Source organism: Tolypothrix sp. PCC 7712 (genome assembly GCF_025860405.1).
In the GTDB taxonomy this organism is placed as follows: Bacteria; Cyanobacteriota; Cyanobacteriia; order Cyanobacteriales; family Nostocaceae; genus Aulosira; species Aulosira diplosiphon.
Window position 1 is genome coordinate 7193362 of sequence record NZ_CP063785.1, and the last position, 23000, is coordinate 7216361.

General features: G+C 40.4%; 6 protein-coding genes. 3 read left to right on the plus strand and 3 right to left on the minus strand.

Translation table 11 applies throughout. From position 1 onward, the window contains the following. Positions 1-665: 665 nt before the first annotated feature. Entirely contained in the window at positions 666-2030 is a 1365-nt protein-coding gene (locus HGR01_RS29490; protein ID WP_045874922.1) for an AAA-like domain-containing protein, read from the plus strand. A gap of 109 nt (positions 2031-2139) precedes the next feature. Here the strand turns inward: HGR01_RS29490 and HGR01_RS29495 are convergent, their stop codons facing one another. Continuing rightward, entirely contained in the window at positions 2140-2808 is a 669-nt protein-coding gene (locus HGR01_RS29495) for a hypothetical protein (protein ID WP_045874923.1), read from the minus strand. Between the two features lie 620 nt (positions 2809-3428). Between HGR01_RS29495 and HGR01_RS29500 the strand changes: the two genes are divergently transcribed. After that, positions 3429-5450 carry a carotenoid oxygenase family protein gene (locus tag HGR01_RS29500; protein WP_045874924.1) on the plus strand — a complete coding sequence of 674 codons (2022 nt, stop codon included), beginning with the start codon at positions 3429-3431 and terminating at the stop codon, positions 5448-5450. Positions 5451-5660: 210 nt separating this feature from the next. After that, a complete protein-coding gene (locus HGR01_RS29505) occupies positions 5661-11843 on the plus strand; it encodes an AAA family ATPase (RefSeq protein ID WP_045874925.1) in 6183 nt (2060 codons plus the stop codon). Between the two features lie 123 nt (positions 11844-11966). Here the strand turns inward: HGR01_RS29505 and HGR01_RS29510 are convergent, their stop codons facing one another. Together HGR01_RS29510 and HGR01_RS29515 are read right to left on the minus strand one after the other, a co-directional pair. Further along, on the minus strand, positions 11967-17768 hold the full coding sequence (locus tag HGR01_RS29510) for an eIF2A-related protein (protein ID WP_045874926.1): 5802 nt from the start codon (positions 17766-17768) through the stop codon (positions 11967-11969). A gap of 45 nt (positions 17769-17813) precedes the next feature. After that, positions 17814-22787 (minus strand): eIF2A-related protein, encoded by a 4974-nt coding sequence (locus HGR01_RS29515; RefSeq protein WP_045874927.1) that lies wholly within the window; start codon positions 22785-22787, stop codon positions 17814-17816. Positions 22788-23000: the final 213 nt, after the last annotated feature.

Here is a 23000-nt window from a genome sequence, read left to right on the forward strand (position 1 = left end):
TGACTGCGGAGAGTGCCTGTTACCGCAGATAAACGCTAAAACCATGCGGCAATTTAACCAGATAATTCATATAATCGCTAACATTGGAGAAATTTATCGTCGGCAAGAAAAAATAGATGCGTAACAAGAGATAATCATCAAGAAGCGATCGCTACTAAATTTTAATGAAATATTTTACTTGTTTACTATTGGGATTTTAATAAAAGTTTAATTGATATTTTAACCTTGAATAATCGATAGATTTATAACCAATTATTAAAACTTCTAACTTTTTAATTGAGTTCATTAAAATCGACGGGAAACGTCATCCCTTTGTGGGTGGAGGAGGTTTTTCTCCATACTCCATGCCCGTTCGGCTGACGCTCACGGCAGAAGCCTTGTGGGTGCAGTTTTTCGTTTAACTAGAACATTAGCTTGGCTTCATTTTTTGCACAAGATATAAATCTCATATAAAATCTCATATAAATTCTTTGCACTATATGTGAACAAATAATAGACAATTTAAATACGAGTAGAGGTTTATTGAGAAGCAGAAAATAGTATAGATTTATATAAATACTATTAAAAATTCAAATGATGCATTTATCTGGAAAGTTAGAACATGAACTTGTAGATTAGCGCATTCTGGCAAATCTCAAATTTAATCAAACGAGTCAGTCGCTTCTATGAATCTCGATTCTCTCCTTGAATTTATTAACAGCAAACTGGTTGAAAGCCAAAATCGCCCGCTCAATACCACTGAAGTAATGGTTCTGCAGGGTATATGGCAGTATCAAACCTATAACCAAATTGCCCAAAAACAGGGTTATAGCCCTGGCTACTTCACCAATGTTGTGGCTCCAGAATTATGGCAACGCCTTTCTGGGGTGATTGGCAGGCGCGTGACTAAAAAAAACTGTCGAGCATTGCTAGAGTCTTATGCTGTAAAAAGCACATCACAAACAAACGTCTTTTCCCCTACCGATCCCCAAGACATATCGCCCAGCTATCCCAGTGGTTCAGTACCTCTCAACTCGCCTTTTTACATTCAGCACTCCACCATTGAGGCTCAAGCCTATGCAGAAATTACAAAACCAGGAGCCTTGGTGCGGATTAAAGCTCCCAGAGAAAGGGGTAAAACTTCACTGCTGCTGAGGATGCTTGACTATGCCAACTCACAAGGCTACCGCACAGTGAGCTTAAATCTAGAGCAAATTGATTACACAATTTTGAGCGATCTCAATCGATTTTTACGCTGGTTATGTGCTAATGTTTCTCATCAGTTGCAATTACAGCCTCGACTCAACGATTATTGGGATGATGATATCGGCAGCAAAGTTAGCTGTACCCTCTACTTTCGCAATTATTTACTGGAGCAACTTAACTCTCCTGTGGTTTTAGCATTGGATGAAGTGAACAAAATTTTTGAGCATCCACAGGTAGCGAAAGATTTTTTCCCTATGTTGCGTTCGTGGTACGAAGAAGCCAAAAGGATACCGTCGTGGCAAAAGCTACGCCTAATTGTGGTGCATTCAACGGAAGTCTATGTTCCTCTGCAACTGAACCAGTCTCCTTTCAATGTAGGGCTACCAATTCAGTTAAGCAAATTCAGTTTAGAGCAGGTGCAGCAGTTAGCTCAACGCTATGGACTTGATGGGAATGTAGAAGAAGCGCACCAGCTCATGGCTTTAATAGGAGGACATCCAGCACTCGTACATCTAGCACTTTATCACCTGAGCCGTGAAGATGTAAGTATGGCGCAACTGCTGCAATTTGCACCTACATCTACGGGAATTTACTCCCATCACTTACAGCGCCATTGGTCAGTTTTGGAACAACAGCCAGAATTAGCAGCAGCGCTTTATACTGTTATGGATGCTGCAGAAGCCGTACAAATAGAACCAACTCTAGGTTATAAATTATCTAGTATGGGGCTAATTGAGTTATGTGGTAACAAAGCAACACTCAGTTGCCAGCTATATCAGCAGTATTTTGAAAATCAACTATCAAATTGCAGACGTGCTGAGAAGATATCTACAATGCTGCGCTAGAACCAAAGCTGCGAAGATATTTGAGGGCTTTGGTAGCAAGTGCGATCGCTCTTAAAAGTAAAATTTAATATTTTGAGTGAGGAAGAATATTTAATATAGGCGATCGCACTTAACTAATAGCGAAATCCTCTATAGTTAGATCATAACCACTGTATTCATCTAAAAAGCGGAGAATAGAAATGTTAAATTCATCGTGGCATGATGGATTTTTGAGTAGCAGGTTTGCCATTCCATAGGGGCCGCGCAAGTGTGCAGCTGCGAGAATACCAGAAAGAGTAATAGTAATTGTTTTTGACTCCCCTCCATAATCAAAAGTCTTTTCCTGACCGAGGTAGCTTTCAAGCGATTTTCCTTGTTTTTTCAGTGTCTTGTCAATCAGTTTCCAGTTGAGAGTAAAAGCTTCACGAATGGCGATTTCTTGAACCTCTGGGGATTGCAGAAATTTCTCTTTACTATCAATATCATGCTTTCCCATCCACTTATCTTGCCAGTAATTCTTGTCAGATCCATGCCCATAATAAATATTGGTTTTGTAGTATCCCAACTCAATTAATATAGGTTCGCCAAACTGATACTTACCGATGAAACCCAATATATTTTCAACCTGATATTGCTTGGGGTCTCCGATTGGTAGAGCTGATTGAAATGCTCCCAGAACTTCTAGCATCTCTAAAAAATTGCCTTTGCTTTGATGATTTCTCAAGAGTTCGGGGGAGATTTTTGGACTTTCCTGCAAAAGTTTATCTTTTTCGGTAAATTGGTTACTATCTTGATTCATAATCGCATTTTTAATATTTACAATCTCATCTAAAATACTTCTTGCTTTTATCCTAAATAATGATATTTACACATAAGTAGATGATAGTTTGTACTACTATAACTACTATTCTAGCTATTGTTTTATAGAAATCTCATACAAATTCTCATCTAAATCTTCAGTAGGGTGCATTATAAAAACACATCCTACAATTTTTCATATCTTGAATAAGGCGTAGGTTGGGTTGAGGGACGAAACCCAACATTTTCGGTGCTTTGTTAGGTTTCACTTCGTACCCTACGGGAAGCAAGCTACAACCCAACCTACATTTATCCTTAACTAAATCTTCAGTAGGATACGTTTTTATAATGCATCCTACAATTTTTCATATCTTGAATAGGATGGCTCTAGCAAATCTCATTAAATATCTTGAGAAGATATGAGATTTATATGAGTTTTATGTGTTAACACGTGCTGAAATTAATTTTAAAATTTAGATATCTGCCAAAATGCTTTGCTAAGGAATTTTGGCGGAATAGCATAACTTAGCTCCTATTTTGCCTCGAATGTCAAGTATTGTTCTAATTGCTCGTTGAGAGGCAATCAAAGTTGATAATTTTTCCATATTCAAGGATAAATATATGGTTCAGGCATCTCCCAAAGTCCCGCAATCGATTATGGATGCGAATCGGTATGAACTCCCCGATCAGACAATGCAGATTGCTGAAGGAAAACTACCTAAAGATCTACAGGGTCATGTTTTTCTGGTTGCACCAGTCGGCACAGTCAAGTCAAAAGGTCTTCCCTACAACGACGGAAATACTTTTTTGAATGGCGACGGTATGATTTATCGATTTGACTTCAATCAACCTCGTGAGGTGAGATGGAAGCAACGGCTCGCTAAAACACCAGACTATAAAGTTGACGAGAAAACTCAACACATACCCTTATTACGATTCCGCAACCACGGATTGATCAGATTTTCTTGGTTACTTGGTTCGCGCAATGAGTTAAATACAGGCTTCTTGCCAATGAAATTTCCTGGGGAATCCCACGAGCGTTTGCTAGTTACTTATGACGCAGGTCGTCCCTACGAAGTTGATACACAAACTCTGGAGTTAGTAACTCCAATTGGGAAACTAAATGAATGGGAAGGAGCAATTGACTTTCCTGATTATCCCTTTAAGCCAATTTTAAGCACTGCCCATCCTGTGTTTGATACCTACAAACACGAGATGTTTACAGTCAATTACGCCAGAACCCTAAGTCAATATTTAAACGATATTATTCGTAAGTTAAATGCAGAAAAAGCAAAACAACAAGAGCAAGAAAAACATCAACGGCTATCAGTAATTTGTGAATTACTGGAGCAAGTATTAAATGGCAAGTTCTGGAATAATGATTTTGTCTATCTGATGCGTTGGGATGGTACAGGTGAATTGAAAAAATGGCAGCTGATTCACCCCAATGGTTCGCCAGTCACAATTAGGCAGAGTATGCATCAGATTGGGTTAACTGAAGATTATATCGTGCTGATGGATACAGCCTTTACGACTGGAATTGAGCAAATTTTGACTAATATTCCAGATATTCCCCTAATAGACGAAAGAAAATTACTCCGGATTGAGCCGTCACCGGACTCCACCATATATATTATTCGCCGCGACGATTTGCAAGAGGGCAAAGAAAAGGTTGTGGCACAAAAGATAGTGATCCCGCTCGAAGCATCTCACTTTTTGCTGGACTATGAAAATCCTGGTAACAAAATTACACTTCATGCTGCCCATATCTGCGCTTGGGATGTTGCTGAATGGTTGCGTAAAAACGATCGCTCTCCTTATGATACATCTCAACCTGTTTCGCCTCGTTTGAGTGGCACCCAACAGAGTCCGATGGATATCAGCCGTATGGGACGTTATGTCATAGATGTTAATAACTTGAAAGTTGAAGAAAACAAAGTCAATCCCGATCATGTTATTAGCGATCGCGATTGTACTTGGGGAACGGGTTTATTCACTTATCTTGATAGACTACCATCGTCAGGTATGACTCCCAAAAAACTAGATAATATTTACTGGGTGTCTTTTGGACTTTGGGAAGAACTGACAACTGAATCTATGCGCGAGCAATATGAGGACTATCCTTATAGAGAAGTGCCTCTGGATGAAGTGCTGCAACTTGCTAAAGAAGGCAAACCTTCCTGTTTATTCCGATTAAACACTGCATCAAATGAATCAATGCGGATAGAGGATTCCTACAAATTTCCTCCAGGTCATATAGCACTTTCGCCCCAGTTTATTCCTCGCACTGTCGGTGAAGAAAGTTCAACTAACGGTTATATCATGTGTACCGTTTTTACTCCAGATCGCGATGAAATTTGGATTTTTGATGCTGAAAAACTTAATGACAAACAACCCTTATGTAAGCTGTATCATCCTAAACTCAACTTTGGGCTATCATTGCACACAACATGGTTGCAGAATCTCGGCCCTGCACAGGATAAGTATAGGGTTTCGGTCGAGGAAGATTATCCACGCTCGATATTAAAAGAGTTGCTGAAATTTGTGGATAGCTTATCCTCTCTTGACGACGCTCCTGTACCAAGGGGTGGTCAAGATCTCAAGACAGAGCTTAAGCAGGAAATTCAAAATCTATTTGAGTAAGTAAGTCAGTGTAAACAAATCAAATTATGTTACGAAACGTAAATTGGCTTGAAATCCTTACCAATGACAAAGGACAAAGGACAAAGGACAAATGACAGCCCTGACTAGTTATCTTTAAAGGCACCGCCCTACTTAATAGATTGATCAATAGTTTGAGAATACAGTAGGATGCGTTGATAACGCATCCTATTGCTGCTGAGGAAAGTTATTATGTTCGTGCTACCAGGATACGACGTAAGAGAAACTATTTACGAAAAATTAAAAACAACTATTTATCGAGGCATAGACGAGCGATCGCAACAGCCAGTCCTAATTAAAATTATTAAAACAGAATACCCTAACATTGAAGAAATTACTGGTTGGAAACAAGAGTATAAAATTACTCATAATTTAAATTGCCCAGGAGTTTTGAAAGCTGATAAACTAGAAAAATACCAAAATAACTTAGCACTGATTTTAGAAGATATTGGCGGTCAACTTCTATCTCAGTTACTCACAACCAATCAACTGTCGCTGACTGAGTTTCTTACGATTGCAATTTCTCTGGCTCAAACCTTAGTTAAACTGCATAGCTGTGCCATTATTCATAAAGATATAAAGCCTGATAATATTATTATCAATTTGGAAACAAATCAGATAAAGCTTACTGGTTTTAATAGTGCTATTAACTTACCAAAAGAGCAACAAATAGTTAATAGCCCTAACTTAATAGAAGACACACTAACTTATATTTCACCGGAACAAACCGGGAGAATGAATCGTTCCCTTGACTACCGTACTGACTTTTACAGTTTAGGCATTACCTTTTATGAAATGCTGACTGGAGTTGTGCCTTTTCCTAGCTCTGATCCAATGGAGTTGGTTTATTGCCATATAGCAAAGCAACCAGTACCACCTTCAGAAATCAGAAAAATTCCCGCAGCAGTTTCACAGATTGTAATGAAACTTTTAGCTAAAAATGCTGACGACAGATACCAAAATGCTGCGGGACTAAAGTTTGATTTAGAAAACTGCCTACTTCAATTCCAAACGACAGGAAAAATTGAAACCTTTCCACTCGGGAGACGCGATCGCGGTAGTCAACTTTTCATCCCACAACAACTTTACGGACGCGAACAAGAAGTACAGCTGCTCTTAGATACTTTTGCCAGAGTTGCTCTGGGTGCAACTGAGATTGTAATGGTTTCTGGTTACTCAGGCATTGGCAAAACTTCCATTGTCAATGAGGTGAATAAACCGATTGTAGAAGCAAGGGGGTATTTTATTGCTGGTAAATTTGACCAGTTTAAGCGCAATATTCCGTATGACGCTTTAATTCAGGCTTTTCGCGAATTAATTCGTCAGGTGCTAACAGAAAGCGAAGCACAAATTGCTGCTTGGAAACAGCAGCTTTTAGATGCTTTAGCGTCCAACGGACAGATTATTATTGATGTGATTCCAGAAGTAGAAATCATTATCGGAAAGCAACCAGAGGTAGCACAACTGGGGTTAACTGAGTCGCAAAATAGGTTTAATCGAGTATTTCAGCAGTTTATTAATGCCTTCTGCAAAGCAGAACATCCCCTTGTAATTTTTCTTGATGATTTACAGTGGGCAGATGCAGCATCTCTAAAATTAATTCAACTGTTGACTGTTGATGATAACAGTCAATATTTGTTTGTGATTGGAGCATATCGAGATAATGAGGTGGATATGACTCACCCACTAGTTCAGACAATCGAAAAAATTAGGACAGATGGGACTGCGATCGCTAACCTAACTATTGCACCTTTATCTGATATCCATGTAACTCAATTAATCGAAGATACCTTGGGGGAAAATGTCCAAACGCAGCAGGTGCAGCAGTTATCAGAGTTAGTTTTTAATAAAACCCAAGGCAATCCCTTTTTTATCACCCAGTTTATCCAAACATTATATAAAGAAAAATTACTAATTTATCGAGTAGATTGTGATTCATGGTATTGGGACATAGAGCAAATCCAAGCTATTGGTATCCTTGATTGCAATATTGTTGAACTGATCGCTAGAAATATTCGCCAACTACCATCAGAAACTCAGAAAGTTTTAACAATTGCGGCTTGCATTGGCAACTATTTTAATTTAAAAGTCCTGGCAATTGTCACGGAAGAATCGGAATTATCTACAGCTAGAAAACTTTGGCCAGCTCTGCAAGCAGGTTTAATTTTACCTCAATCCAATACATATAAAATTCCTCTGGCTTTCTCTGAGGTAGAAGCAATAGAATTGCCATTACATGATGTGCGAGTTGACTACAAGTTTTTGCATGACCGAGTGCAACAAGCTGCTTATTCTCTGATTCTCGCAGGCGAAAACCAAGCAACTCATTATCAAATTGGTAAATTATTACTAAATAATATGTCTTGCCAAGAGCAAAATGATAATATATTTGCTCTTGTCAATCAGTTAAATTTTGGTGTCGAGCTACTCACTAATCAAGGGCAAAAAGATGAATTAGCTAACTTAAATTTTATTGCTGGACGAAAAGCGAAGGCAGCTATAGCATACGAAGCCGCGGTTAATTACTTAAACATAGGTTTAAATCTTTTAGGAACAGATAGCTGGGAATATCAATATAATTTAACTTATAACCTCTATTTAGAAACCTCAGAAGCGCAATATCTTAACTCTAATTTAGAACAGGCGACAGGATTATGTAATATTGCCTTTCAACATATCAAAACAGTAATAGAGAAAGTCAAAATATACAAAATTAAAATTAAGCTGGCGCTGGCTCAAAATCAGATTGAACTAGCAATAGAGATAGGCTTGCAAGTTCTGGAAATGCTGGGAGTAGCTTTAGTGCGATCGCTACCACAAGAACTAGATATTGAGGAGATAGCTCAATTATCAAACATGACCGCTCCCGATCAGCTGGCAGCGATGGAAATTTTAATGCTCATACACGCACCCGCTTGTTTTGGAGAAAGCGGATTAGCGCTACCTATCATATATACAATGGTCGAACTATCCAGGCAATATGGAAATTCGCCGCCATCCATTTATGCCTATGTTGTTTATGGCAATATCAGGATTTGGCTAGTCCCAAATATAGATTTTGCGTATCAACTCGGTCAATTATCTCAGCTATTATTAGAGCAGTTGAATGCTAGAGAGTTTCAAGCTAAATCATTACTACCAATTTCTATTAATATTACTCATTGGAAGCAGCATACCAAAGAAACGATAGAACCGTTGCTGCGGTCAATTCAAGATGCGTTAGAAGTTGGCGATATAGAATTTGCTTGCCATGCTGCTCATTTTTACTGCGGTCATTTATTCTTCAACGGCAATAACTTAGAATACGTGCAAGATAAGCAGAAACAATATATTAAGTTTATCGAAAAATTTAGGCAAGAACATCAGCTTTACTTGACAAGAATTGATGGGCAGTTAGTAGATAATTTAAGAGAGTGTTCCCCAGATAAATTAGTTTTAACTGGTGAGTATCTGAACGAGGAAGAAACAATAGCATATTTGCAACAACATAATAACTTAATCTCTTTGTTCAGCATCTACTTTGCTAAATGTATGGTTTGTTATTTATTTAAAAATTATGAAAAATCTCTAGAATCGGCCCAAATAGGAGCCAGATACTCTGGATATGTTCAAAGTGAAATTATTTTTGTACAACATAATTTTTACTATTCTCTGGCACTGTTAGCTCACCATTTTCCTACAGGGGTACAGGTAGATTTAGGTAGCAAGAACGAGCAACACCAGTACTTAAGCCAAGTCTTAGAAAATCAAGAAAAAATGCAATATTGGGCGCAACATTGCCCCATGAATTATCAGCACAAGTACGAGTTGGTGGAGGCAGAAAAAGCCCGTGTCTTGGGGCAAATTCTGGTAGCGATGGAGTATTACGATCGCGCCATTCAAGGAGCTAGACAACAAGGCTATATTCAAGAAGAAGCCTTGGCTTACGAATTAGCAGCAGAATTCTATTTGTCTTTAGGCAGAAAAGAGATTGCTCAAAGCTACATGGCGAAAGCTCACTATTGCTATATGCGTTGGGGAGCAACTGCCAAGGTAAGAGATTTAGAGTCAAGATATCCACAATTCGTTTTGCAGACATTTGCGTCAGAAACGAGCAATACTGGCGCTTTAGACTTGGCAACTACAATCAAAGCTTCACAAACACTGGCTAGTGAAATTGTTACCGACAAACTCCTCAATAAGCTCATGAAAATTGTGATGGAGAATGCTGGTGCTCAAGCCAGTTGTTTGATGTTAGAAAGAAATGGTCAACTGGTAGTAGAAGCCAGGGGATATATAGATAAAGATGAATTTATTGTCTGTCGCTTGTCGCCAGTAAATATTGGTGATTGTCTCCCCTTATCTCTAATTAATTATGTCAAAAGAACAAAAGAATATGTAGTTTTAAATGATGCCACCCATGAAGGGAGGTTTATTAACGATCCTTATATTACAAGACATCAACCCAAATCTATATTGTGCATCCCGATTATCCATCAAGGTCAGCTAATCGGTCTGCTGTATTTGAAAAATAATCTCACTACCAATGCTTTTACCTCCGAACGATTAGAAGTATTAAAAATACTCTCCTCTCAAGCAGCAATCTCGCTGAAAAACGCGCAACTTTATGCAGAAATGACTGCTTTAAATCTTAACTTAAAGCAAGAAATTGACAAACGCCAACAGGCAGAAGAGGCATTGCGTGAAAGTGAAAGAAGACTAGCTCAATTTTTGGAAGCTGTCCCTGTGGGTATATTCGTTGTTGATGCTGATGGCAAACCCTACTATGCCAATCAAACCGCACAACAGATACTTGGCAAAGGTATCCTCATCGAAGCTACAACTGCTGAATTAAATGAGATATATCAAGTCTACGTCAGCGGGACTGAGCAGTTATATCCTACAGAACAGCAACCTGTTTTCCGAGCATTGAGTGGCGATTGTATCACCATCGATAATATGGAGATTCACCAAACAGATAAAATTGTCCCTCTAGAGGTATCTGCTACCCCAATTTTTGATGAAAAAAGTCAAATTGTCTATGCCATAGCTGCCTTTACCGACATCAGCCAACGCAAACGAGCGGAAGCGGAGCGGATTCAGTTTACTCAAGAGCTTGCTATCAAGAATGTTGCCTTGGAACAGGCGACAAAAGCATTAGCCGAGTCCAACTCTTCTTTAGAACAAAAAGTTGATGAGCGCACTCAAGAACTGTTACAAACACTAGAAATTCTCAAAGCTACCCAAGCCAAACTTGTATTTGAAAACGCTCTTTTGCAAAGTGCCGCACAATCCTCAAACTACGATTATCAAGTTGGGGGTAGTTTGCCGATGGATGCTCTGACTTATGTAGTGCGTTCTGCCGATCGCCAGCTCTACAAGGCATTGAAACGCGGAGAGTTTTGTTATATTCTTAATGCACGGCAGATGGGCAAATCAAGCTTGATGGTACGCATGATGCACCATTTTCAGCAAGAGGGGTTTCGCTGTGCAGCGATTGATATGACTCGCCTTGGTAGTGAAAATATCACTCCTAATCAATGGTACAAGGGATTAGCGGTGGAGTTATGGCAGAGTTTTGAACTACAAGGATTGGTGAATCTCAAAGCTTGGTGGAATGAGCAAAAAGATTTATCGCCTATTCAGTGCTTGAGTCAGTTTATAGAAAATATCTTGCTAGAGCAAGTTGAAAGTGAAAAGATTTTTATATTTGTAGATGAAATTGATAGCATCTTGGGTTTAAATTTCCCCGTTAATGACTTTTTTGCACTGATCCGCTTCTGCTACAATCAGCGCAGTATTAATCCCAAGTATCGGCGTTTAACCTTTGCTTTATTTGGGGTAGCTACACCTTCAGATTTAATTAGTGACTACAAGAGAACGCCTTTTAACATTGGTCAAGCAATTCAATTAGAGGGATTTAAAGAACATGAAGCTCAACCTTTACTGCAAGGATTGATAGAAAAAGTTAGTAATCCTCAAGTAGTGCTGAAAGAAATATTAGCTTGGACAAATGGTCAGCCTTTTCTCACGCAAAAGCTTTGTCGCCTCATTCGTAATTCTTCGTTTTCCATTCCTACAAAAGGTGAAGCCGAATGGATTGAGAATTTGGTACAAACTCAATTAATAGAAAATTGGGAATCCCAGGACGAGCCAGAGCATTTAAGAACGATTCGCGATCGCATTCTCAACAGCGAACTACAACCCGCTCGGTTGTTAGAGATTTACAGACAAATTTTGCAACAAGCAGAAATTCCTGCCGTTGATACTCCGCAAGCAAGGGAGTTGCTCTTGTCAGGGCTGGTGGTGAAACAACAAGGTGCTCTCAAAGTCCATAATAGAATTTATCAATTGATTTTTGATCACAGTTGGATGGAGCAGCACATTCCTCTGTGAAGTTAAACATCACCCCGCCCCGGTAGCTCCGACAGCACAAAAGTGTTGCGAGACATTACCAAAGCGGTAGAGGGGAAGGTGTTTCTGAGCAGGGGGAGCATTGAGCACGCAAATATGCAACGCCTATTTTGATGTGCCCAGATCATCACACATATTGCGATCGCTCTTTTCTACCTGTTGGTTATAGTGCAGATAATCTCTAACCGAATTGCAAGCTGTGGCTATCAAATCATCTAGAAGCGCATCCATATCTAAATCATTGATATCCCACAAAATTACGTTATTGTCAGCGCTACCAGAAGCCAGGGTGTAGCCATCGGGGCTAAAAGCCATACTTTTTATCCCAGCCTCATGTCCTATCAGAGTTCGTTTAAGATTACCCTGAAAATCCCAGAGTGTAATTGTCTGATCTGCGCTCACAAAGGCAATAATTTTACTATTTGGACTCAGAACTATTTTTGCTAACTGATTCTCATTTCCTTTGAAGGTATGCAGTTGCTTTCCCTTTAAATCCCATAAAATTATTGCCCCATCTGCACCCATAGAAACCAGATTTTGGCTATCGTGGCTAAAAACTATATCTTTAATTTCTGCTTGATGTCCTTTGAAGGTAGCTAGTTCTTTACCCTGCAAATTCCACAGTTTGATGGTCTTGTCTTTACTGCCAGAAACCAGCATTTTACCATTAGGACTCAAGACTATAGTGGTGATTTCTGCTTGATGTCCTTTGAAGGTAGCTAGTTCCTTACCCTGCAAATTCCACAGTTTGATGGTCTTGTCTTTACTACCAGAAACCAGCATTTTATTATTCTTGATGAAGAATATAGTTGTAATTTCTGCTGGATGTCTTTTAAAAATAGATAGTTCGTTACTTTTTAAATCCCAAAGTTTAATGGTATTGTCTTCACTCACAGCAGCTAGATTTTTCCCATCATAGCTGAATACTATATCTATAATTTCTGCCTCACTGTTTTTGAGTGTAGCCAGTTCCTTACCTTTTAAGTTCCAAAGTTTAATCGTATTGTCTTCCCCTGCTGATGCTAGAGTTTTACCATCGGGGCTAAACTTAACTGCATAGACAGTATCCCGATGTCCTTGGAGAAGATGCTTACCTTTTAAATTCCAAAGTTTAATAGTATTGTCTTCACTTGCTGATGCTAGAGTTTTACCATCGCTGCTAAAAGCAACACTAGTAACAGCAGCCTGATGTCCTCTCAAAGTTTGCAATTTCTTACCATTTAAATCCCAAATGATGATATTACGATCTAGACTTGCAGAAGCTATATTGTCACTATCGGGACTGAAAGCAACACTGGTAATACCCGCCTCATGTCCTTGAAATTTATGCAGTTGATTGCCCTTTAAATCCCAGAGAATAATAGTTTTATCGTCACTACCAGAAGCCAATTGTTTACTGTCGGGGCTAAAGGCGATGCTGGTAATAGCAGCCTCATGTCCTTTGAATGTTTGCAGTTGCTTACCGTTTAAACTCCATAACATGATACTCTTGTCAACACTTGCAGATGCTAAAGTTTGACAATCTGGACTAAAAGCTAAACTAGTAACTGCATATTTATGCCCTCTCAATATTTGCGGTTGCTTCTGTCCTAAATCCCAAATATGCGGCTTATTCTCCCTTAAATCCCAAAGTTGAATGAGATTGTCTTTAGTTGCAGCCGCGAGGAATTGACAGTTAGTTGTTTGTGGAAGATTATGGGGAGAAAAAACTACACTGGTAAATCCTGCTTGTGCTCCGGGGATAGTTACGTTGGATGGGGAATTAGCTGTTAAATCCCAAAGTTTGACAGTATTATCTTCACTAGCAGAGGCAATGGTATTACCATCAGCGCTAAAAGCTACACTGGTGACAGCATACTTATGTTCGTTAAAAGTTCGGAGTAATTTGCCTCCTAAATCCCAAAGTTTGACAGTGTTATCTTTACTAGCAGAGGCAATGTTTTTACCGTCAGGGCTAAAGGCTAGGCTGGTAACTCCAGCTTGATGTCCTGTCCAGGTTTGTAGGATTCTGCCCCCTAAATTCCAGAGAATAATATTATTATCTTTACTAGCAGAAACGAGGATATTACCGTCAGGACTAAAGGCTAGGCTGGTGATATCACCCTCATGTCCTTTAAAAGTTTGCAGTTGATTGCCATTTAAATCCCAAAGGATGACGGTATTATCTTCACTACCTGTAGCGATAGTTTGACCATCGGCACTAAAAGCGAGAGTTGTAATTCCTGACTTATGCTTAAAGAGTGGTTTTGGCTGTTGATTCGGGTTGATATTTCTAATTGTAAAAATATTATCTTGAATCTGCGACTCTTGAGTAGTCAATTGATTAGCAACTAAGGTTTTTGCCAGTTCTTTGTCCTGTAAATCCCAAAGCTTGATAGTGTTATCTTTTGTCACCATAGCAATAGTTTTGCCATCGGGACTGAATACTAAACTAGTTTCTTTGGGGTTATCTGCCAAGGAGGTTTTTGCCAGTTCCTTACCCTGTAAATCCCAAATTTTGACGGTGTTATTCTTTGTCGCTGTGGTAATAGTCTTACCATCGGCACTAAAGACTAAACTTGTAATTGCATTATCCTCTTTAAGGAAGCTTGTTGGTAGTTCATAGCCCTGTAAATGCCAGAGAATGACGCTACGATCTAAACTTGCTGTAGCAAGAGTATTACCATCGGGACTGAACTCTAAACTTGTAACGGCGGTATCATGTTTGAGCAGAGTTCCTAACTGATGATTGGCTTGTAAATCCCAAAGTTGGACGGTTTTGTTGTGAATAACTGTGGCTAGAGTTTGGCTATCAGGACTGAAGGCTACCTGAGTCACCCCTACATAATATTTGAGCCGAGATTTTGTTAATTCTTGACCTTGCAAATCCCAAAGTTTGAGAGTTTTATCTTTACTAACTGTGGCAATCATTTTACCATTAGGGCTAAAGACCACTGTTGTAGGCGTAGAACTATGTCCAGTTAAGTAATTGCGTGCTTTTACTCCATCTATAGCTCGCTGTAACACTGCGATTACCTGAGCCTGAGAATTAATTTGGTCTTGATTTTTAATAATTAAGCTGCTAATGTTTGACCAAATTTTGGTGTCTTGGATAATTTTTGCAGATTTAATGACATTGGTGAGGGCTTCTAAATCTTTAGCAGATTTAGACAATGACAAGGAACTTTGACGCAGAGAATCGGATTTACTTAATTCAGCTTCATAGCCTTTCTTCACAGCTATTATTCCTAAACTAGTAGTCAACAAGATCACAACTGCTCCGGTGAAGATTGTCCATTTAATTTGAATTTCGCGACGATGACGGGCTGCTTGTTCTTGCTGTTGGCGATCGCGCAATACTATGCAACTTTGGACATAAGTAGCTTCTAAAACGTTTAAAAAATTGGATTTAAGTAATTCCTGGGCGTTTTTTAAGCGTTCCCCGCGATGCACTAAATAACTTTCTTCTTTTTGATTGTTTTCCCATTCCAAAGCTTCTTGACGAATCTTTTCTCGCAGTAGCAGTAGAGAACGGTTTTCATCTAACCAATTTAGCAACCTCGGCCAGTAACGAATTAAGGCTTCATGGGCAACTTCTACCTCTTCTCGTTGTGTAGCTGAGTCTAAACTAGTAACTACGAGACGAGCGCCTTCACCTGCTAGCTTCTTAATGAGCTGTTGAATCAGTACCTCATCGTTCACAGAAGGAATTAATTCTTCTAACCAAACTCGGCGGCGGGTATCGCGGCGTTTCTCTCCGGTTGGGGCTGAATCATCTAAGCGAGTTAAGCGAATAAAGATATTCTTAATTTGTTCTTTTTGTGGTGGTTCACATTGATCGTAAACAGCATCAGCAGTTTGAGCGATCGCCATTTTTACACCACCAATGGCTTCATACTCCATTGTTCTTAACCATCTGCCATGTCGCCGTTTCCACAACTCTAGCAGTGCATGTTGCAATAATGGCATTGCGCCTGGTTCACCTTGCACGTCATCCAAAATCTGATTACTCAAGTCAGCTTCAAAGCGTAACCCCACTTGAGACGCTTGCATTTCCATCGCCTTCCGCAGTTCAGAGGTATCCATTGGGCCGATCAATTCCTGGCGCGATTGCATTAACTGCTTGAGTTGGGGATAGGACGCACATTCACCCCAAAAGTCTGCCCGCATGGTAATTACAACTTTTTGCTGCTGGATAATAAACAGCAATTTGTCAATAAATTCCTGTCGGCGCTGATTGTCAGTACAGAGGGTGAACAGTTCTTCAAATTGGTCGATCACTAAAATTACAGCTTGATTTTGTACCTCCAAGAAACTGGCTTGCATTTGCTCAATGGGATTACTGTTGGGTGTCATATATGCCATTTGCAAATCCGGCTGTTTTTCTTTCAGTACAGGAATTAGCCCTGCTAGTATCAAGGATGATTTACCGCTACCAGAAGCCCCAAACACAGCTAAAAAATTCTCTTTTTCTAGCTTTTGTTGTAGTTGTGTAACTAATTTTTCTCTACCAAAGAAAAATTTTTGATTTTCAACGCGGAAGGGATATAAGCCCAAAAAAGGACAACGAGCATCGTAAATTGGTGGTTCTTGACCCAAGGCGACAGCATTAAAACTGATGTCAAGCACAGCAACAGAGAGATTGTTTACATATTCTAGAGCCTGTTCTCGCTCTTGTCGGGCTTCTTTGCTCAAAGCTGCTAAATCTATATTCAGCAGATTTGTCAACTTTTCAACTCGGACTTCTAGCTTTGGTAGCAGTATAGGCGATCGCTCTTGAAACAATACTTGCAACTGCTCTAAACCATATTTAATTTCGCTGTTGGTTAATTTGCGGTCAAGTTGGTCGTTAAATAAAGGTCGCCCACCCAAGCGGCTAAACAGAGCGGGTACAGTAATATCTTGCCGCTCGGCTAAAGATGCTGCTGCTTCTTGCAGCGCTAAATCTACTTCCCCGGATTTACCCAACTGCTCGTAAAATTTTGCCCCCAATGCCAAAGCTGTTTTGACAGTGACTTTTTCCGTCATCGCAATCACCGCCGGCATTCCCAAATCCCGGACTAATCTTTGCCCTAAACCCCCCAATGCCGCTTCTGCTTCTGGACTAGCACTTTCGCAAGTCGAAAGAAAGCTAAAATGTGGTAGTCCTTTAGTTGCGGAGAGCGATCGCAATCTCTCAATTAAGCGTGTTCCTGTGACTGGGTCTACTTTATTCTCCGCTGTTGCCCAGTAAAGAACTGTTTCGCCGCTATCTTGAATCACGCGACTATGACTAACAAAATGCAGCATAGTATACTGCTTTGTTCTATCACTTAAGTGTTTACACAACTCATCAATAGTCGGTTTGCCAATTGCCCCATCGACTGTAGCTAAGACATCACATGGTATTTTCCCCAATGCTTGCCGCACACCTGAGACTGCAGCTTCCACATCAAATGAGTCTAATTTATACCGTTCTATTTCCTGTGGACTAGCTACTAATATTAAGGCGCGTAAATCTCTCCTGCCAATGGGGGGAAATCGACGGTCTGTAATCGCCGGGATATAAAGTGAATATGGTGTGCGCTGTTCTAAGCTTAATAAATGCCATCCATCATCGATGTTGGCGCAGAGTCTTTCCCAACGCAGAGTTCGGATTTCTTTATCTTCAGCTTCAATAAATAACAATACCCTAACTGTTGCGTCTGAGTCCCGCAAAGCGCTGACAAAAGCGTCTCTGATTTCTTCTTTAAATATTGCTTTCCCGAGAAATGTACCGTAGTCTTTAGGCTGTCCTAATAAACTCGTTAACTGCTGAAAATCAGTAGATGTTAGTTCGAGAATTCCTTCCGAACGCGATGAGAGCAGTTCTCCAGGGCGACTATGTTCTACGACAATCGGCCAGTGGTTTGCTGATTTGCGCTGGATGTTAATCTCGAATGTGTTCATGGCTGGGAATGTAGACTGTGTGTGGTTACGGGCGAACTGCAAAGATTAATTTTTGCCGATACCATCGCACAGATGCTGATCATCCTCTTTTACATCCGCGCCATTTTTGAGATAATTTTGTACCCAATCACAAGCACTAACCATCACATCATTTTCGGCTAACTGATTTAAATTCCATAAAATAACTCTACTGTCTTTACTAGCGGTAGCTAAAGTTTTACCATCGGGACTGAAAGCAAGGCTCAAGACCAAATTTCTATGCCCAGAAAGAGTATGTAGTTTGTTCCCCTTTAAGTCCCAGATTACTGTTGTCTCCAAACTAGCAGTAGCAATGGTTTGACCATCACGACTGAAAGCGATGCTATTAACCGTATTTTCATGCATCAGGGGCTTTTGCTTTTCTGTTCCGTTTAGATTCCAGAGTTTTACGATTTTTCCACTAGCAGTAGCAATGGTTTGACCATCAGGACTGAAAATGATGTTATTAACTGTATCTTCATGTTCAAGAGTGGTCTGCTTGTCTTTTCCATCTGGATTCCAGAGTTTTACGATTTTTCCACTAGCAGTAGCAATGGTTTGACCATCAGGACTGAAAGCGATGTTATTAACCGTATCTTTATGTTCAAGGGGGGTCTTTTTGTCTGTTCCATCTGGATTCCAGAGTGTGACAATTTTTCCACTAGCAGTAGCAATAGTCTTACCATCAGGACTGAAGGCGATACTATTAACCGTATCTTTTTGGTCCTGGAAGGTCTGTTTATCTTTTCCGTCTAGATCCCAGAGTTTTATGGTATTGTCTAAACTTGCAGAAGCGATGGTTTGACCATCAGGACTAAAAACGACGCTATTGACTGCTTCATTATGTCCAGAGAGTGTATTTAGTTCTTTTGTGCTTACATTCCAGAGTTTTACGGTTTTGTCCCAACTAGCAGTAGCAATGGTTTGACCATTGGGACTAAAAACGACGCTACTAACTGCATTTTTATGTCCAGAGAGTGTATGTAGTTCTTTTGTGTCTACATTCCAGAGTTTTACTGTATAGTCGGCACTAGCACTAGCAATAGTTTTACCATCAGGACTAAAGGCAACGCTATAGACTGGATTTTCATGTCCAGAGAGGGTAAGTAGTTCTTCTCCCTCTAAATTCCAAAGTTTTACTGTTTTGTCGGCACTAGCAGTAGCAATAGTTTTACTATCAGGGCTGAAAGCAACACTATTGACAAGCTCTTCATGCCCACGGAGAATTATAGGTTCTTGTTTTTCTAACTCTTCTAATTCTTCTAAATTCCAAAGTTTTACCGTATTGTCTGTGCTAGTAGTAGCAAGGATATGACTATTGTTGCTAAAAGTGACATCCTTGACTGAATCTTCATCCTCAGGAGGGGAATATAGTTTTTGTTCTTTGACATTCCACAGTTTTACCTGATTATGTTCATTATCTTCAATCAGAAGAGCAAGGATTTTTCCGTCAGGGCTGAAGGTGATTTTATTGACCGAATTTTCAATCTCAGGAAGGGAATATAGTTTTTGTTCTTTGACATTCCACAGTTGTACCTTCTTGTCTTCACCAATGACAGCAATTGTTTCATTATCAGGACTAAAGGCAACACTATTGACCGAATTTGCAATCTCAGGAGGGGAATATAGTTTTTGTTCTTTGACATTCCACAGTTGTACCTTCTTGTCTTCACTAATAACAGCAATCGTTTTATTATCAGGACTAAAGGCAACATTATTGATCGAATTTGCAATCTCAGGAGGGGAATATAGTTTTTGTTCTTTGACATTCCACAGTTTTACTTTATCATCTGCGCTAGTACTAGCAATGATTTGACTATCGTGACTGAAGATGACACTATATACAGATTCTTGATGCTCTAGAGTACCCAGCTCTTTTCCCTGTAAATCCCAGAGTTTTACGGTTTTGTCATTACTAGCAGTAGCAATAGTTTTACCATCAGGACTAAAGGCAACATAATTAACTAAATCTTGATGACTTGTCAACCGATTGTATTCCCTAATTCCATAAACAGCTGTTTGCAATGCTTGCATCCCATTAGGCTCGCTTGAGTTTTGTTGTCTGAGGATTTTTGCAACCTTAATCCCTTCTATCAGTGCATCCAACTCTTGATGGGAATCAAACAGTGCTAAAGAATGTTGACTCATGGACTCAACTTTAGCTTTTACAGCTTCTCCCTTTTGATAAAAAGCCCAAAGCCCCAAACTAGCACTAACAATCACAGCAACAACTGCGCCACCAGCTACTCCCCAAGCTGTCCTAATTTCTCGACGGCGATGCGCTTCTTTTTCTTGTTCTTGACGCAGGCGCAATTGAATACAAGCATTTACATAGTCAGCCTCAACTTGATTGAGAAATCCAGCTTGCTTGGCTAACACCTGTGCATCATCTAATCTGCCACCACGATGCACTAAATAATTATCATCTTTTTCCTGCTTTTCCCAATCCAAAGCCCCCTGACGAATCGTTTCTCTTAGCTGCAAATTCGTCCTGTTTTCATCTAACCAATTTAACAACCTCGGCCAGTAGCGAATTAAGGCTTCATGGGCTACTTCTACTTCTTCTCGCTTTGTCGAGCCGTCTACGCTGGTAACTACCAATCTAGCGCCTTCTCCGGCTAAACGATTGACTAACTCCTTAATCATTGCAACTGTACCACCCGCAGGTACTAATTCATCTAACCAAACTCGTCGGCGAGTATCTCTGCGTTTCTCTCCCTGGAGGGCGCTGTCATCTAAGCGAGTTAAACGAATGAAAATATTTTTAACTTGCGCTTGTTCTGGCGGTGATAAGGTATTGTAAACATCATCAGCAGTCTGAGCGATCGCCATTTTTACACCACCAATAGCTTCATACTCAAAAGCTTGCAACCATCTACCATGTCGCCGCTTCCACAATTCCAGCAGCGCATGTTGTAATAATGGCATTGCCCCTGGTTCGTCTTTGACTTCATCCAAAATTGTGTTACTTAATCCGGCTTCAAAGCGTAAACCCACTTTGGCGGCTTGCATTTCCATCGCTTTTCGCAACTCAGCATTGTCCATTGGCCCAATTAACTTTTGTCGCGCTTCCATCAATTCTTTTAATTCGCGGTAAGGAGCGCATTCACCCCAAAAGTCTGCCCGCATGGTAATCACAACTTTCTGTTGCTGGGTTAAGTTTAAAACTTGCTCAATAAAAGCTAGACGTTCATTTTCATCAGCACAAAGAGTAAATACTTCCTCAAACTGGTCAATTACTAAAATAGGCGTTTTTTTGATAGTTGCTGCGACATTCCGCTCTCTGGTTAAAGGTAAATAACTACCTGCTGAGTTAGTGACGAGTTCTGGCTTTATTGCCCATTCGCTATCAACAATGGAATGTAATTCTTTTTCTACCCCAGCAAGAGTAGCTTGCAGTTGTGCGATCGGGTTATTATTTGGTGTCATATATGACACTACTAAATTCGGTTCTTTCTCCTGTAGCGCCGGAATCAGCCCAGCTAACACTACTGATGATTTCCCACTCCCAGAAGCACCTAACACCGCTAAGAAGTTATGCTCTCTCAGCTTTTCTTGCAATTGAGCAATTAATTTTTCTCGTCCAAAGAAAAATTCGCGGTTGGACTCGCGGAAAGGATACAAACCCAAAAAGGGACAACGAGCATCATAAGCAGGTGGTTCTTGTCCTAAAGCTAGGGCGTTAAAACTGAGGTCTACTATTTCCTCACAGAGAGTATTTATCTCTGCTAATGCTAGCTCTCGTTCGTAACGGGCTTGTTTGCTTAAGGCTGTAATCTCTGTCCCTAAACAGCTGTATAGTTTCTGGGCTTGCTCTGAAAATCTTTGGCGGAGTGCAGGGGCGCGTTCTGATAATAACTTCTCAAATTGCTCCAAACCATACTGAATTTCGGCGTTAGTGAGTTCTCTATCAAGTTGGTCGTTAAATAAAGGTCGCCCACCCAAGCGGCTAAACAGAGCCGGGACAGTAATATCTTGCCGCTCGGCTAAAGATGCTGCCGCTTCTTGCAGTGCTAAATCTACTTCCCCGGATTTACCCAACTGCTCATAAAATTTCGCCCCTAATGCCAAAGCAGTTTTGACAGTGACTTTCTCCGTCATCGCAATCACCGCCGGCATTCCCAAATCCCGGACTAATCTTTGCCCTAAACCCCCCAATGCCGCTTCTGCTTCTGAGCTAGCACTTTCGCAAGTCGAAAGAAAGGTAAAATGTGGTAGCCCTTTACTGGCTGAGAGCGATCGCAATCTCTCAATTAAGCGCGTTCCTGTGACTGGGTCTACTTTATTCTCCGCTGTTGCCCAGTAGAGAACTGTTTCGCCGCTATCTTGAATCACGCGACTATGACTGACAAAATGCAGCATAGTATACTGCTTTGTTCTATCACTTAAGTGTTTACACAACTCATCAATAGTTGGTTTGCCAATTGCCCCATCGACCGTAGCTAAGATATCACATGGTATTTTCCCCAATGCTTGCCGCACACCTGAGACTGCAGCTTCCACATCAAATGAGTCTAATTTATACCGTTCTATTTCCTGTGGACTAGCTACTAGTATTAAGGCGCGTAAATCTCTCCTGCCAATGGGGGGAAATCGACGGTCTGTAATCGCCGGGATATAAAGTGAATATGGTGTGCGCTGTTCTAAGCTTAATAAATGCCATCCATCATCGATGTTGGCGCAGAGTCTTTCCCAACGTAGGGTTCGGATTTCTTTATCTTCAGCTTCAATAAATAACAATACCCTGACTGTTGCGTCTGAGTCCCGCAAAGCGCTGACAAAAGCGTCTCTGATTTCTTCTTTAAATATTGCTTTCCCGAGAAATGTACCGTAGTCTTTGGGCTGTCCTAATAAGCTGGTGAGTTTTTCTAAGTCTGCTGATGTGAGTTCGAGAATTCCTTCCGAACGCGATGAGAGCAGTTCCCCAGGGCGACTATGTTCTACAACAATCGGCCAGTGGTTTGCTGATTTGCGCTGGATGTTAATCTCGAATGTGTTCATAGTTTTTTAGCTAATAAAGACCTATATAAGATGAGCTATATGCATATACAGCAGATTGTATGTAAGGGCACAGTGCATTGGTGTCAACTTAACGTGAAACCCGCTTTGTAGCAAGGTTTTTACCCTCACCCCCAACCCCTCTCCCGGCGGGAGAGGGGAGCAAGAGATTTAATTCCCCTTCTCCCCCAGGAGAAGGGGTTAGGGGATGAGGGC